The sequence below is a fragment of the Streptomyces sp. CBMA291 genome, assembly GCF_014596525.1.
In the GTDB taxonomy this organism is placed as follows: domain Bacteria; phylum Actinomycetota; class Actinomycetes; order Streptomycetales; family Streptomycetaceae; genus Streptomyces.
In genome coordinates this window covers 1-13,975 of the sequence record NZ_MSJP01000115.1, presented here as the reverse complement: position 1 = coordinate 13,975, position 13,975 = coordinate 1, and the positions used below count along the sequence as shown (strand labels likewise).

13 protein-coding genes are annotated in these 13,975 nt (G+C 70.0%); 6 read left to right on the top strand and 7 right to left on the bottom strand.

Annotated features, from left to right (window positions below):
• Position 1 precedes the first annotated feature (1 nt).
• Positions 2 to 700: a copper homeostasis protein CutC gene (locus BU197_RS29140; RefSeq protein WP_188271329.1), complete on the top strand. Its 699-nt coding sequence runs from the start codon at positions 2 to 4 to the stop codon at positions 698 to 700.
• A gap of 369 nt (positions 701 to 1,069) precedes the next feature.
• Positions 1,070 to 1,999: an aminoglycoside phosphotransferase family protein gene (locus tag BU197_RS29135; RefSeq protein WP_188271328.1), complete on the top strand. Its 930-nt coding sequence runs from the start codon at positions 1,070 to 1,072 to the stop codon at positions 1,997 to 1,999.
• 29 nt (positions 2,000 to 2,028) lie between these two features.
• Here BU197_RS29135 and BU197_RS29130 read toward each other — a convergent pair whose 3' ends face one another.
• From BU197_RS29130 to BU197_RS29120, 3 genes are all read right to left on the bottom strand, one after another.
• Positions 2,029 to 2,601 (bottom strand): dihydrofolate reductase family protein, encoded by a 573-nt coding sequence (locus BU197_RS29130; protein ID WP_188271327.1) that lies wholly within the window; start codon positions 2,599 to 2,601, stop codon positions 2,029 to 2,031.
• A gap of 77 nt (positions 2,602 to 2,678) precedes the next feature.
• A complete protein-coding gene (locus BU197_RS29125) occupies positions 2,679 to 3,095 on the bottom strand; it encodes a VOC family protein (RefSeq protein ID WP_188271326.1) in 417 nt (138 codons plus the stop codon).
• Positions 3,092 to 5,116, bottom strand: coding sequence for a HelD family protein (locus BU197_RS29120; protein WP_188271475.1), 2,025 nt, complete (start codon positions 5,114 to 5,116; stop codon positions 3,092 to 3,094). Before BU197_RS29120 ends, BU197_RS29125 begins: the two co-directional genes overlap by 4 nt.
• Before the next feature lie 500 nt (positions 5,117 to 5,616).
• On the opposite strand from BU197_RS29120, the gene BU197_RS29115 reads away from it, so the two are divergent.
• Both BU197_RS29115 and BU197_RS29110 read left to right on the top strand, forming a co-directional pair.
• Positions 5,617 to 6,210: a hypothetical protein gene (locus BU197_RS29115; protein ID WP_188271325.1), complete on the top strand. Its 594-nt coding sequence runs from the start codon at positions 5,617 to 5,619 to the stop codon at positions 6,208 to 6,210.
• 12 nt (positions 6,211 to 6,222) lie between these two features.
• Complete coding sequence (locus tag BU197_RS29110) at positions 6,223 to 6,993, top strand: hypothetical protein (RefSeq protein WP_188271324.1); 771 nt, start codon at positions 6,223 to 6,225, stop codon at positions 6,991 to 6,993.
• Between the two features lie 104 nt (positions 6,994 to 7,097).
• Here BU197_RS29110 and BU197_RS29105 read toward each other — a convergent pair whose 3' ends face one another.
• Positions 7,098 to 8,738, bottom strand: coding sequence for a DNA repair helicase XPB (locus tag BU197_RS29105; RefSeq protein ID WP_188271323.1), 1,641 nt, complete (start codon positions 8,736 to 8,738; stop codon positions 7,098 to 7,100).
• 101 nt (positions 8,739 to 8,839) lie between these two features.
• On the opposite strand from BU197_RS29105, the gene BU197_RS29100 reads away from it, so the two are divergent.
• Positions 8,840 to 8,983: a hypothetical protein gene (locus BU197_RS29100; protein ID WP_188271322.1), complete on the top strand. Its 144-nt coding sequence runs from the start codon at positions 8,840 to 8,842 to the stop codon at positions 8,981 to 8,983.
• Here BU197_RS29100 and BU197_RS29095 read toward each other — a convergent pair.
• Together BU197_RS29095 and BU197_RS29090 are read right to left on the bottom strand one after the other, a co-directional pair.
• A complete protein-coding gene (locus BU197_RS29095; RefSeq protein ID WP_188271321.1) occupies positions 8,976 to 9,521 on the bottom strand; it encodes a class IV adenylate cyclase in 546 nt (181 codons plus the stop codon). The genes BU197_RS29100 and BU197_RS29095 overlap by 8 nt on opposite strands.
• A 19-nt stretch (positions 9,522 to 9,540) precedes the next feature.
• Complete coding sequence (locus BU197_RS29090; RefSeq protein ID WP_188271320.1) at positions 9,541 to 10,635, bottom strand: radical SAM protein; 1,095 nt, start codon at positions 10,633 to 10,635, stop codon at positions 9,541 to 9,543.
• Positions 10,636 to 11,257: 622 nt separating this feature from the next.
• Here BU197_RS29090 and BU197_RS29085 point away from each other — a divergent pair.
• Positions 11,258 to 12,604 carry a transcriptional regulator gene (locus BU197_RS29085; protein ID WP_188271319.1) on the top strand — a complete coding sequence of 449 codons (1,347 nt, stop codon included), beginning with the start codon at positions 11,258 to 11,260 and terminating at the stop codon, positions 12,602 to 12,604.
• A 266-nt stretch (positions 12,605 to 12,870) separates the two neighbouring features.
• Here the strand turns inward: BU197_RS29085 and BU197_RS29080 are convergent.
• Positions 12,871 to 13,975: helicase C-terminal domain-containing protein (locus BU197_RS29080; RefSeq protein WP_188271318.1), on the bottom strand; the 1,105-nt coding region annotated here is incomplete at its 5' end.

The following is a 13,975-nucleotide window of genomic DNA, read 5'->3' as shown; positions in this document are numbered from 1 at the left end:
GATGAGCAACCGTGCAGTCCTTGAGGTGATCGCCCTCGACCAGGAAGACGCGGTCGCCGCCCAGACCGGTGGAGCCGACAGGCTCGAACTCGTCACCGACATGGCGGCCGACGGACTCACCCCGTCCCGGGCCGACTTCGCCGCCATCCGCGCCGCCGTCGACATCCCGTTGCGCGTCATGCTCCGCCTCGCCGACGGATTCTCGGCGGGCGGCCCCGAGGGCACCGAAGCCCTGGTGGCCCGCGCCACCGAACTCCGCGAGGCCGGGGCGGACGAATTCGTTCTCGGCTTCCTCACCGCCGACGGCCGGCCCGACCTGGTCGCCGTCGAACGGCTCATCGCCGTCCTCGACGGCTGCCGGTGGACCTTCCACCGGGCCATCGACCGCGCCGCCGACCGCGACGGACTCCGCAAGAACCTCGCCGACCTGCCCGGCCTCGACACCTACCTCACCGCGGGCGCGGCGGGCGGCGTCGACGACGGCCTGGCCACCCTCAAGGCCGAAGCCGCCCGCAAGGGCGAGCCCGGCTACGAGGCCACGATCCTGGTCGGCGGCGGACTGCGCCTCGACCACCTCCCCGAACTGCGCGCGGCGGGCCTCGACGCCTTCCACATCGGCGGCGCGGCCCGCCCCCAGGGCTGGACCGCCCCGGTCTCGGCGGACGCCGTCCGCACCTGGCGCGAAGCCCTGGACGCCTGAGGCCACCCGAGAAACCGCCCTCCGGGGGCACCACGGGACGGGGTACGGCCGAGCTGACGGCGACCGTACGGGGCGAAACACGGGGCCCGCCCGCTTGGTGCCCACCGGGGGGCTCTTCCGTGGGCGGGGTGGGGGAGGGGCCTGGTATTTCGCCGCGGGGCCGGTTCTTGGGCGCGGGCTGGTTCTTCGGCACGGGCCCGGTTCTTCGGTACGGGCCCGGTGCGGGTGCCTTCGCCTTCCGCCGGGCCCGGCGTCTTCACCCGCGGCCGGGTCTGGTGTCCTCGCCTTCCGCCGCGCCCGGCGGCAGGCCCCGTACCCCCCCCCGAAACTCCTTCGTCCGGAACCGCCCCCTTCGTTAGCCTGAAGCGCATGGCGGAGACCGACACCACCCCCGAACAGCCCGACACCATCCCGGCTCACCCCGACACCACCCTCGTCCGGCGGCTCGTCTCCCGGCGGTTTCCTGAGTGGGGCGGGCTTTCCGTGCGGGCCGTGCCGTCGGCCGGGACCGACAATCTGATGTTCCGGCTGGGTGATGAGCTGGTCGTCCGGCTGCCCCGGGTCGCGTACGCCGCGCACCACGTCGAGAAGGAGCAGCGCTGGCTGCCCCGGCTCGCCCCGCATCTGCCGCTCGACGTGCCCGTCCCGGTCGGCCGGGCCGAGGCCGACGACGACTTTCCGCTGCCCTGGTCGGTCTACCGCTGGCTCGACGGCGACGACGCCCACACCGTGCCGCTCACCGACCTCGCCCACGCCGCCGAGGCCCTGGGCCGCTTCGGCACCGCCCTGCGCGCCGTCGACGCGAGCGGCGGACCCCCCTCCTTCCGGGGCGGGCCCGTCACCGACTGGGAGGAGGGGCACCTCCCGGGCGCCGTACGGGCCCTCGCGGCCCACGGTCTGGCCGACGCGGACGACGCGGACCTCGCGACCGAGGCGTGGGAGCGGGTCCTGCGGCTTCCGGCGTGGGACGGGCCGCCCGTCTGGGTCCACGGCGACCTGCTCCCCGGCAACCTCCTGGGCCGCGCGGGCAGGCTCACCGCCGTCATCGACTTCGGCGGTCTCGGCACCGGCGACCCCGCCTGCGACCTGATGCCCGCCTGGACCCTGCTCACCCCGGAGACCCGCCCGCTCTTCCGCGAGGCGTCCCGCGCCGACGACGCGAGCTGGGCGCGCGGGCGCGGCTGGGCCCTGGCCTGGGGCCTGGTCACCGAGGCGTACTACCGGGACACGAACCGGATCCTCGCCTCCGTCGCCCGCCGCACCCGCGTCGAGGCGCTCAAGGAGTACGCGGTCTCCTGAGCGGCCCCCCGAGCGAACCGTTCAGGCGCTCAGCGCACGACCTCGAACACGTTCTTCTGGATGCCGTTCGCGTACGCCTCGTGCTCCACGAGCCGCAGCTTGCGCGCGTCGACGTCCGACGTGGAGAACAGGCGCTTGCCCGCGCCGAGGAGCAGCGGGAAGACGAGCAGGTGGTAGCGGTCGATCAGCCCGGCGTCCGACAGCGCATGGTTCAGGCTCGCGCTGCCGTGCACGATGATCGGCCCGCCCTCGGTCTCCTTCAGCGCGGCGACCTCGTCGAGCGAGCGCAGGATCGTGGTCTCGCCCCAGCCGTCCACCAGGTCGTCCTCGGTGAGCGTGGTCGACACGACGTACTTCGGCATGGCCTTGTAGCCCGTGAAGTCCGCCATGTCGGGCCAGACCTCGGCGAACGCCTCGTAGCTGACCCGGCCGAGGAGCAGCGCGGTGGCCTCCTCCTGCTCCGCGCCCTTGATCGTGTACGCCTCCGGGACGAACTCGACGTCCTTGAAGGTCCAGCCCGCGTTCCGGTAGCCGGGCTCGCCGCCGGGGGCTTCCATGACGCCGTCGAGCGAGACGAAGGCCGTACTGATCAGGGTGCGCATCCGGGTTCTCCCGTCGGGTTCACGAGCGCTGCGTGCCGCAGCACCTCACCCTGACAGACGGGCCCCCGCCCGGAAAATCATCGCTCCTCGCCTGGCGCGTCGGCCACCAGCTCCACCTCGAAGCCGTCCGCGTTCTCCAGATAGGCCGCGTAGACGCCCTCGCCGCCCGCGTACGGATGCCGGTCGGCGTACATGAGCCGCCAGCCGTGCGCCTGGGCGTCGGCCGTCAGGGCGTCGACGGCGGCCCGGTCCCCGGCGTGGAAGGCCAGGTGGTTGACGCCGGGCCGCAGCCGGTCGTGACGGTCGGAGGAGAGCGCGGGGGACTGCTCGACGACGAGGTAGCAGGAGCCGAGGGCCCAGCTCCGGCCGCCCTCCCAGCGCTGGAACGGGCGGTAGCCGAGCGCGCCGAGCAGCCGGCCGAAGCTCTCCTCGGCGCGCGCCAGGTCCGCCACCCACACCTCGATGTGGTGCAGACTGCCGACGGCGGGGCTCAAAGCTCCCCCAACTGGTGTGGCACGGGGGCGGAGTGAACGACCGTCAGCCCGGAGACGGCGCGGGTCAGGGCCACGTAGAGGCGCCGCAGACCGGTCCGCTCGTCGGGCTCGCCGTCGACGACCGCCGCCGGTTCGTCCAGGACCACGTAGTCGTACTCCAGGCCCTTCGCCAGCGAGGCGGGGACCAGCGTCAGGCGGGACTCGGCGGTCGTCTCCTCGCCGGGGGCGAGATACGCGAGCCCGGCGTCCGTCAGCGCCCGCGCGAGCGGCTCGATCCGCGCGTCCGCCGCGATCAGCCCGATCGACCCCTCGAACGCGAGGGACTCCCGGCAGGCGGCGACCACGTCCGCGTCCAGGTCGGAGCCGGGGCGCACCTCAAGGGAACCGGGGTTCTCCCGTACGGACTCCACCGGGGCGAGCCCCGGCGACATGTGCGGAAGGAGCCGGGAGGCGTACGCGATGACCTCGCGCGGCACACGGAAACCGGCGGTCAGCTCCTCCACGTGCGCCTCCGGCTTGCCCAGGTGCGCGAGCGCCTGCGCCCAGCTCTCCGTCGCCCACGGGGTGGTGCCCTGCGCGAGGTCGCCGAGGACCGTCGCCGAACCGGTCGTGCAGCGGCGGCCCACCGCCCGGTACTGCATGGGGGACAGGTCCTGCGCCTCGTCGATGACGACATGGCCGAGCGAGTGCGTCCGCTCCACCAGGTCCCGCGCCTCGTCGACGAGGACCGCGTCCGCCGCCGACCACTTCGCCGTCTTCACGCTGCGGGCGGGCTTCGCCCACAGGAGCAGCTTCCGCTCGTCCTCGGAGAACAGGCCCTCGGCGTGCTCGGCGAGGAACTCCGCGTCGCCGAGGAGCCGCAGCACCAGCTTCGCCGGGTCCACGGCGGGCCAGCAGGCGTTGACGAGCGCCTTCACGGCGGTGTTGCGGGCGACGGCGTTCTGCACCCGGTCGTCGGGCGACTCGCCCGCCTGCTCCATCCGGACCAGGACGGCGTGCGCGACCCGCTGCGGAAGCGCCTCTCGGGCCGCCCCGTAACGGATCTCACGGGCCGTCAACTCCCGTACGATCTCCTCTAGTTCGTGCACCGGAACCCGCCAGCGGCGCGAGCCGCGGATCACCATCAGGGGCTCGGTCGGCAGCGCGATGTGCGAGCGCAGCGCCCGTCGCAGCAGCTCCGCCATCCTGGCGTCGCCCTTGACCACGGCGGTCGCCGCCTCGTCGGTGCCCCGCACCTCGACATGGGCGACGAGGTCGTCGACGGTCGCCTGCTTCACCTCCAGCTCGCCGAGCGCGGGCAGCACCTGCTCGATGTAGTGGAGGAAGGAGCGGTTCGGCCCGATGACGAGGGCGCCGGTCCTGGCCAGCCGCTCCCGGTGGGCGTAGAGCAGATAGGCGACACGGTGCAGACCCACGGCGGTCTTGCCGGTGCCGGGCCCGCCCTGCACACAGACCGTCCCCGACAGGTCGGAGCGGACGATGCCGTCCTGCTCCGGCTGGATGGTGGCGACGATGTCCCGCATGGGACCGACACGGGGCCGTTCGATCTCCGCCTGGAGCAGTCGGCTGGTGGTCTCCGCCTCCGCCGGGTCGGACAGGTGCTCGTCCTCGTACGCGGTCAGCTCGCCGCCCGTGTAGCCGAAGCGGCGCCGCAGCCCGACGTCCCGGGGGTCCTTCCGGGACGCCTGGTAGTACGGCTGGGAGACCGGCGCACGCCAGTCGATCACCATCGGGTCGCCACCGGCGTCGTGCACGTGCCGCCGCCCGATGTAGAACCGCTGCCCCTCCTGCGTGGTGTGCAGATAGTCGAGCCTGCCGAAGAACAACGGCGTGTGCGAGAGGTCGGCCAGCGCCTTGATCCGGTCCTCGATCTGACGTTCGAGGACGACGGAGTTGACCCAGTTGGCGGTGACGTCCTTGATGTCGAGCGCCTCCACGTCCTCGCGCATCGCACGCAGGGCGGAGCGCGAGGCGGCCAGATGGGCGCGTTCGCGCGCGAGGGGATCGTCGGATACGGGCAAGGACACGGTGAAGCCTCCGGGTCGGACACGCGGATGCGTGGATGCGCGGACACGTCGAGATGACCGCCCGGTTTCCGACCGGACGGCGGCTCTCCACGGAGGGAGGCGGGGAAGCTGGCGAGTGTAGCTCCGGAGGGGGGAGGAAGGCGAACGCCTCCGGCCCGGGGGCGGGCGATCACCGGTGTGAGGCCCCGGGGCCGCCGATCCCGCACCCCCGTGAATGGAGATCGGTCCCGCATTGTCACCCTGATGTGCGAGGGCGGCAAATCGGCCCTAGGCTCATGAGTATGAGGAATTATAACGAAGACGGTTCACCGAAGAGTGCCGATTCTCCACCCCCCGGAAGAGCTCCATTCCGGCGTAGCCTGGCTCCGCGCGCAGCCGCCGAGCCCATGGCTCTTGACAGTGGAAATATCAACGAATTCCTGGAATGGGCCGCGCAGGTTCCCCACGCCGAGGCGGGAGAGATACGCCGCTGCATTTCCGGAACGAGGTCGCGCGTGAAGGACAAGGCTCTGACCGACGGCCTGTTCAGGGCGTTGGAGGAACAGCCGGTGCCCGATGTCGGACGGCATCTCATGCTGCTGTCGACGATCGGCGAGCTGGGCGACGCGAGCGCGGCTCCTCGCCTGGAGTCGTTCGTCTGGTCGCGGGCGAAGCTGTTCCCACGGGCGAACGAGGCCGAGGGTGAGGACTCGCTGCTGAACTTCGACGCCCTGCTCCAGGCGCGGGCGGCGGAGATGCTCTCGTATCTGGACACCGAGGAGGCCGCGCGCGCCACCCTCCGTATCGCGGCCGATCATCCGGAGCGCGCGGTGCGCGCCGCCGCGATCGACGCGCACCTGTTCAACCACGGCGACAGTGCCGAGGCGGTGCAGGAGGTGATGGCGGTCGTGCGGCCCGAGGACCGGCAGCTGGTCGGTCTGACGCGGCTCAAGGGGGACATGGACCCCGCCGAGTTCGAACGGCGTGTGAACGCCTTCTACGAACGCTATCCGGAGGAGCGCCCACCGGTGCCCCACGGCGGCCCCGAGGCCGGTGCGCGCGAGGAACCCCCCTCACCTCGCGGGCACGAGAGCAACCAGGGGACCTAGGAGGCGGGCCCGATGTGCAACGACGGAGCCAACGCGGAGGAAACGGCGACACAGTCCCTCTACGGCTGCTGGCCGGATCTCTTCAACTGGGTGTGGCAGGCGTACGCGCTGACGGACGACTCCTGGAATCCCGCGGGCATCAGCGATGCCTGCAATGTGACGCTTCCTTTCGGCAAGGTCGTCAACAGTGCCTATCTGATCAATTACTGCCTCACGGACAACTATAATTCTCAGTGGCATTCCACAGAGGACTATCAGAGTTCGTCCCGGGCGGCGGACAATCGCTTCCACGGTCCTTTCTATCAGCGATTCATCCAGTACAACGGATCCAGCGAAGCGGATTCTGAGACCGGACGCTTCGCGGCCAGGGACCGGACGAATCTGCACTGCCCGCTGTTCAATCTCGGTTCCCCCTCGGACTCGGCAGGCAACCGCGCCTCGGTCATGCTCCACGAGTCCTGGCACCACTGGCAGTACAAGCACAATTTCCAGACCGGCCACATCGGCGGCTGTAGCAATGGCCAGTGCGACTACTACTACTTCCACGGAGTGAGCGCGTACGAGTTCGGCCAGTTCGACCGCTACGACACCAACCCCGGCCACCTGCTGTTCCACTCCCCCTACCAGGTGTGCGCGGAGCTGGAAGGCGACCTGGCGGAGAACGCCAAGCCGTTCGTGCCCGCGGTCGTCACCCAGGCCGCACGCAACATCGGCAACCTCCGGCTGGCCAACTGCTTCGCCAACGCGGTCGGTTACCGGATCGGCGACCCGCGCCCCTGGTAGACGCGTCGGCGACTGCGGAAGCGGGGGAAGGCCCCTAAGGACCCCTAGCCTAAGGACCCCTAGGGCCCCAAAGGGACCTTTCCCCCGGCCTCCGCCCCCGCCCCCTACGGCGCCAGCAGCTCGTCCGCGTCGACGATCCGGTACGCGTATCCCTGCTCGGCCAGGAACCGCTGCCGGTGGGCGGCGAAGTCCTGGTCGATGGTGTCGCGGGCGACGACCGAGTAGAAGTGCGCCTGGTGCCCGTCGGCCTTGGGCCGCAGGACCCGGCCGAGGCGCTGCGCCTCCTCCTGGCGGGAGCCGAAGGTGCCCGACACCTGGATGGCGACGGTGGCCTCGGGCAGGTCGATGGAGAAGTTGGCGACCTTCGACACGACGAGCACGCTGATCTCGCCGCTGCGGAAGGCGTCGAAGAGCTTCTCCCGCTGCGCGTTCGAGGTCTCGCCCTTGATGACGGGGGCGTCCAGGTGCTCGCCCAGCTCGTCGAGCTGGTCGATGTACTGGCCGATGACGAGGATCTGCTGGCCCTCGAACTTCTTCACCAGCGCCTCGGTGACCTTCCGCTTCGTCGCGGTGGTGGCGCAGAAGCGGTACTTCTCCTCGGGCTCGGCGGTGGCGTAGGCGAGCCGCTCGGAGTCGGTGAGGTTGACGCGGACCTCGACGCAGTCGGCGGGCGCGATGTACCCCTGGGCCTCGATCTCCTTCCAGGGAGCGTCGAAGCGCTTGGGCCCGATGAGCGAGAAGACGTCGGACTCGCGCCCATCCTCGCGTACGAGCGTGGCGGTGAGCCCGAGGCGGCGGCGGGCCTGGAGGTCGGCGGTGAACTTGAAGACGGGCGCGGGAAGCAGGTGCACTTCGTCGTAGACGATCAGACCCCAGTCGCGGGAGTCGAACAGCTCCAGGTGCGGGTAGACGCCCTTCCTGCGGGTGGTGAGCACCTGGTAGGTGGCGATGGTGACGGGCCGGATCTCCTTCTTCGTCCCGCTGTACTCGCCGATCTCGTCCTCGGTGAGGGAGGTCCGCTTCACCAGCTCGTGCTTCCACTGGCGGGCGGAGACGGTGTTGGTGACGAGGATCAGGGTGGTGGCCTTGGCCTGCGCCATCGCACCCGCTCCGACCAGCGTCTTTCCGGCGCCGCAGGGCAGGACGACGACACCGGAGCCGCCGTGCCAGAAGCCGTCGACGGCCTGCTTCTGGTACGGGCGCAGGGACCAGCCGTCCTCGGCCAGGTCGATCCGGTGCGCCTCGCCGTCGACGTAACCGGCGAGGTCCTCGGCGGGCCAGCCCAGCTTGAGCAGCGTCTGCTTGATCTGCCCCCGCTCGGAGGGGTGGACGACGACGGTGTCGGCGTCGATCCGCTCCCCGACGAGCGGCTGCACCTTCTTCGACCGCAGGATCTCCTCAAGGACCGGCCGGTCGGTCGAGGTCAGGACGAGCCCGTGGGTGGGGTGCTTGGAGAGCGTGAGCCGCCCGTACCGGTCCATGGTCTCGGCGATGTCCACGAGCAGGGCGTGGGGCACGGGGTAGCGCGAGTACGCGACGAGCGCGTCGACGACCTGCTCGGCGTCGTGCCCGGCGGCCCGAGCGTTCCACAGACCCAGCGGAGTCACCCGGTAGGTGTGGATGTGCTCCGGCGCCCGCTCCAGCTCCGCGAAGGGCGCGATCGCCCGCCGACACGCCTCCGCGAGCTCGTGATCGACCTCAAGGAGCAGCGTCTTGTCACTCTGGACGATGAGCGGTCCACTCACGTGATCAGGTCCTTCCGACACCGTGCCGTTCCCGTAACGGCCAATCGTCCAGTGTGCCGCATGCGGGGGTGGAGTGCCTGGGGGACGGTTTTCCGAGGGGAGTGGCGATCTACCGTGGACGCGGCGTACCAGGAGCCTGTGACCTGGAACACCGCGCACGCGAGGCGCCGACCGAGGAGACCGGCCTCGTCCCGCTGCTTGCCGGATACACCGTGGACGTCGAGGGGCGAGGAAGGATCAGGTGAACAGGAGGGTGGGCTCGGCGAGGATGTCCCTGGCGGTCTCGCTCTTGTAGATCAGGTCGATGCTGCCGAAGCGGGCTTCGGTGTAGTCGAAGCCGAACGTGGCTGCCGCTTCGCGCACCGCCTGCTCCGATGGGCCCTCGATCTCCAGGAAGGTGGGCAGGTCGGGCCAGGTGTCGAGATCGTAGGTGACGCCGTCGAGCTGCCATTCTTCCCGGTAGTTCTGCTGGTAGCGCACCTGGCGGAGGCCGAGGGCCTTGAGGAGTTCGGCGGTCCTCTCCAGGTCGTCGACCTCGACCTCGATCTCCGTGGTGCCGTTGATGTGGCTGGCGTCGGTGACCTGCTTCAGCGTCAGCGTCGTCTTGCCCCCCTCGTCGCGCAGCCGCAGCCACTGCTCCCCTCGAACGGCGTCGTTCTCGAAGATCAGACGTGTGAACATGGTCTTGGGAAACACCTGCTCTGCGCCGGCACCCTTCAGACGGTCACGCAAGGTATCGACGTCGACACCCAGGAACTTGGCCTCGTACTCGTGCTGTGCCATTTCTCCTCCTGGTCGTGATCTATGCAGTGAGGTCGCGGTGGTCCTGCTCGCGCAGCTTCCTGATCTCGCCGCACACATTGCTGGTGATGAACTCTTCAAGCGGCAGGCACAGGTCCATGCGCTGGATGCAAACACCAACGTGGAACGTTCCGCGAGCGTCACGGTAGAGCCTCACACCGTAGTAGCCCTCGTGGCAGTCAGTCCCCTTGCCGAACTGGCAGCCGGCACATGTCTCCGGTAGCCGCAGCGATCGTATGTGCTTCACGAACAGTGTGCGGCTGTCCGGTAGTTGGTAGCCGATCCTGAACCCCGACGTACCGGCGATCAGTCTCACCTCGGTTGGCCGGGCTTGCATTTCGTCCAGGAGGAGTTCGATGGCGTCAAGCGACTCCTGTCCGTCGGCGAGGGAGGAAAGAACGCGGACCGAGAGTTTCGGTGAGTGCTTCTCCAAGAGCCGGTGTACGCGCCGGACGTGGTGCCGGTTCGGGATGACGACGTTCGCCCGCGCGTCAAGTCCGAGGTCGAGCGAAAGGGTGATCGAATCCTCCAGCGCATCGATCTTACGTCCCGCCAAAGAGCGTGATCCGTAACGGGAGTTCTGGACCTGGGCGAGTTCTTCGGCTGTGGTTCCGAAGATGGAGAAGTTCACGTGGTCCTCCCCGGCTGCTGCGCACCCGGGGAGGATACGCGCGCCGTTCTCCCCGTTCGACGTGACGCTGACCTTGCAGCCGACGGACCGGGAGACGGCCACGATCTGGGCCAGGTGGGGGTGAAGCGTCGGTTCCCCGCCGGTCAGGTGGATCTCGTCGAAGTCCAGGGCGTCTCGGAGCTGTGCGAGCGCGGAACGAAACGTGTGGTCCGGGAACACGGGGGCGGTGATGAAACGAGCACCGTTGGTGGCGAGGTAGATCGAGACGCGTCCGGAGCGGCCTGCCGCCACGAACTCTCCGACATGGTCCGCGTGATTGTCCGAGGTGACCGGTGTGCCTTCGTTGTGGCAGAACGTGCAGGTCATGCCGCAGGCGTCGATGACCTTGATGCGGAGGGTCCGGTCCATTGCGACGTGGGTGGGAACTTCCCTGGTGATGTTCCGTAAAGCGGGGTGATCGATCACGTGTCTCTCCGTCCTTCGTCATGGGAGGGGGAGGGGGAGAGGGAAAGGGGCTCTGGCGAACCATTGGGCCCCTTCCTTCTCGTGCCCGGCGGGACGGGTGTCCGCTATTGCGGACCTCCCCGGGGTCCCGGTCGGTGTGTCGACTTGTCGTGGTCGAGCGGACTTCGCACGGGATCCGGGCGTTCGAGTGACGAGGGCCGTAGGTCCGCACTATCCGGTGAAACACCGCCCGCGATCTCGAACCAGACCACTTTTCCGACCGGGCCCCGCTTTGTGCCCCAGGCGTTCGCCGACTCCGCGACGATCCACATGCCTCTCCCGCTTTCCGAAATCGGGGGCCACAGACGTATCCCTTCCGCGATTCTCCGCCGGGCTTCGGTGACCGATCCGTGAGCGGGTGCCACCTGGAATCCGTACGACATCGGCGAGGAATGCCCTCCCGGCATGGTGGATCGCCACCTCCCTTGTCCAGCGCTGTCCGGGGACTCCGGACAAGGGGAAACATCCACCCGCGAGCGCTCAACTCGTAAGGTTTCAAGGGGTTTCAAGGGCTCTCGCCCATGCGCGAGGAAGCGTCTGCGGCAGTATGTTGAGCGCGTATCCAGGCTGACAGGAGCACCTGATGACCGGGCACTCGACTGACCTGCTGCACCATCCTCTTTCCTGCGCGCGGGTCGAGGCCCGGCTGGGCAAGACCAAGTTCGCTCAGCTGATCCGCCTTGAAGGACGGGTACTGGGCCACAACCTGGGAACCACTCGCTCGACGGTGTTCAAGTGGGAACGTGGTGACCATGCGCCGGACGACATCACCCAGATGGTCATTGGACGGGTGCTTCGGATCTCCGATGCCACGCGCAGGTCGGCGCCCTGGCCACGTTGGTTGCTCACGGGGGACAACACCTTCGACCTCGCTGTGCCTTGGACGCAGGAGGCTACGCTGAAGTCCCTGACCTCACTTGCTGGGAGTGGACCCATGGACCGGAGGGCATTTCTCGGAATCGGCGGCATGGCGCTCGTGGGCATCGGCGCCCAGTGGGCGACGGCTGATCCGGCTGTCGCCGCTGCCGCGGCCGGTGACAGGGTCACCTCGGCCACTGTGGATCACATGCGCGGCAGGGTGGAATCCTTGCGCGGCATGGAGCAGGTGACGGGCGGGGGCGAATTCCTGGAGTCTGCCCGGACGGATCTTCGGTTGATCACACGCATGCTGGAGAACGGCCGCTACACGGAGCAGACGGCGAAGAGTCTCTACGCCCTCGCCGCCGAGGTGTGCTGTCTCCTGGGGTGGATGAGCTACGACGCCAGCCTTCACAGCGCCGCTCAGCAGCACTACACAGCAGCTCTCCGTTCGGCCAAGACCGCCGGCGACGACACGCTGGGGGCGCACACCCTGTGCTTCATGGCCACTCAGGCGGCCAATCACTGTGAACAGCTCGCCGCCGTCGGGCTGATGGAGACCGCCGCAGCAGCCCGAGGCCGGGTCCCCGCCATCATGCGGGCCTCGCTCGCCGCGCACCAGACCACCGTGTACTACAAGGCCGGTGAGAAGCGGAAAGCCGCTGAGGCGCTCAACCGCGCGTTCGAGACCCTCGGGCACGTCGATGCTGCGGATACGCCGTCCTGCCTGGCTTGGTTCGGGGAGGCTCAGCTCCGCTCCACCGAGGGCCGTTTTCTCCTCGCCGCAGGGCAGGCGGAAAAGGCCATAGCGGCCCTGGAGCGCTCCGTTGCCGAAGCCGCGCCACGGGACAAGGCGGTCCGCTATGGGACCTTGGCGCTGGCCTATCAGGAGGCAGGCGACCTGGACGGCGCTCTCGACGCCACCCACAAGGCGGCCGATCTCATCGAAGACGGTATTCACTCTCGTCGCGGGGTGGAGCGACTGGAGGATGTCCGTCGCGCCTTTCGCCCAGTCAAGAGTGAACCGAAGGTACGGCACGTCTCGGAGCGAATCGCCGCTCTGGCCGCGTAACCCCTGCCGCCGCCCCGGCTCGTCGGAATCCCCCGCTCATCTGCTGCCCCGCAGGAGGTGAACGGGGGAACCCGGTACCTCCTCAGCCACGCTTCTTCCCTACGTCACGGGCCACAGGCGGGCCGCAAAGGGACGCCCATGCCGTGACCGAGCCCGACCGTTCCCGTCTGGTGGGCGACGGGACGACCGTGACCGACTGCAACGCCTGCCTGCGCCGCCACCCCGAAGGCCACTGACGGGCGCGCGAGCGCGGAACGGCGAGCCCCTCACACCTGGTCGTCCGCCAGCTCCGCCACCCCCGTGATCCGGTGCAGCGGATACGTGCGGACCTCGTCCGCCGTGTGGTCGTAGCCCGTCACGAAGCCGCCCTCCACGCGGACCGGGGCCAGGACCCGTTGGCTCGCGCCGCCCTCCGCGTTCACGTAGCCGATCCAGACCGCCGAGCCCGTCATCACCGCCGCCTGCACCGTCGCCAGGGTCTCCGCCGCCGACGTGCGGGGCAGCGCGCCCGGTGTCGTGGGGGCCGACGGTTCCTTGCGTACCGCCGTCGCCGCCCGGTCGCCCGCCCTGATCGCCCGGACCGCCGCGCCGAGCAGCGTCGCGTCCGGGGCCGGCGGGCCTTCGGGGACCGGGGTCGGAGGCGTCCGCCTGCCCGTGCGGTACGCGTCCGCGCGGGTGATCAGCACATCGCCGTCCGCCGACTCCGCAGCGGGCGCGTACCCCATCGCCCGCAGCCCGTCGAGCAGCGACGCCGGGTCCGCCTGCGCCGCGAGGACCGTCGGCGCCAGCCGCCGCAGCCCCAGCGAGGCCGATCTGCGGTCCGCCAGGATCTCCCCGAGAAGCGCGTCGTCGTCGCAGCGGACATACGCCGAAGCCGCCCCCACCCGCAGCCGCCCATGCCGCCGTGCCACATCGTCCACCAGATACGACAGCGGCTGCGGCACCGGCGTACGGGAATGCGTCCGCAGGAATTCATGCAGGTCGGACGCCGTCCGGCCCGAGTCGAGCGCCCGGCGCACCGACCCCGGCGTGAAGCGGTAGACCGTCGCGCCCCCCTTGGACTCCACATCCGCGAGCACCGCGAGCGCGTCCGCGAGCGGGCGCCGCAGCGGACCCGGCGCCACCGCCGTCAGATCCGCCTGCAACAGCACCTCGTCCACCGCCTCCGGCAGCAGCGGCGCGAGCAGCGTCGCCGCCCGGCCCGCCGCCACCGACAGCTCCACCCCGCCGCCCGGCTCGTCCGGTGCCGCCGCCTCCGCCAACGGCAGGTTCAGCAGCGCCCGCGCCGGACCCGAGAGCGCCCCCCGCCCCGTGAGCCCCAGCAGCTCCGCCTCCGCGAGCGTCCAGCGGGCCAGCCGCGACCGCAGATCC

Excerpts from the sequence above, each read along its gene's own strand:
- BU197_RS29110 (WP_188271324.1), top strand. The coding sequence starts at position 6,223 with ATGTGCAACGACGGAGCCAACGCGGAGGAAACGGCGACACAGTCCCTC.
- BU197_RS29135 (WP_188271328.1), top strand. The coding sequence starts at position 1,070 with ATGGCGGAGACCGACACCACCCCCGAACAGCCCGACACCATCCCGGCT.
- BU197_RS29130 (WP_188271327.1), bottom strand. The coding sequence starts at position 2,601 with ATGCGCACCCTGATCAGTACGGCCTTCGTCTCGCTCGACGGCGTCATG.
- BU197_RS29085 (WP_188271319.1), top strand. The coding sequence starts at position 11,258 with ATGACCGGGCACTCGACTGACCTGCTGCACCATCCTCTTTCCTGCGCG.
- BU197_RS29140 (WP_188271329.1), top strand. The coding sequence starts at position 2 with ATGAGCAACCGTGCAGTCCTTGAGGTGATCGCCCTCGACCAGGAAGAC.
- BU197_RS29095 (WP_188271321.1), bottom strand. The coding sequence starts at position 9,521 with ATGGCACAGCACGAGTACGAGGCCAAGTTCCTGGGTGTCGACGTCGAT.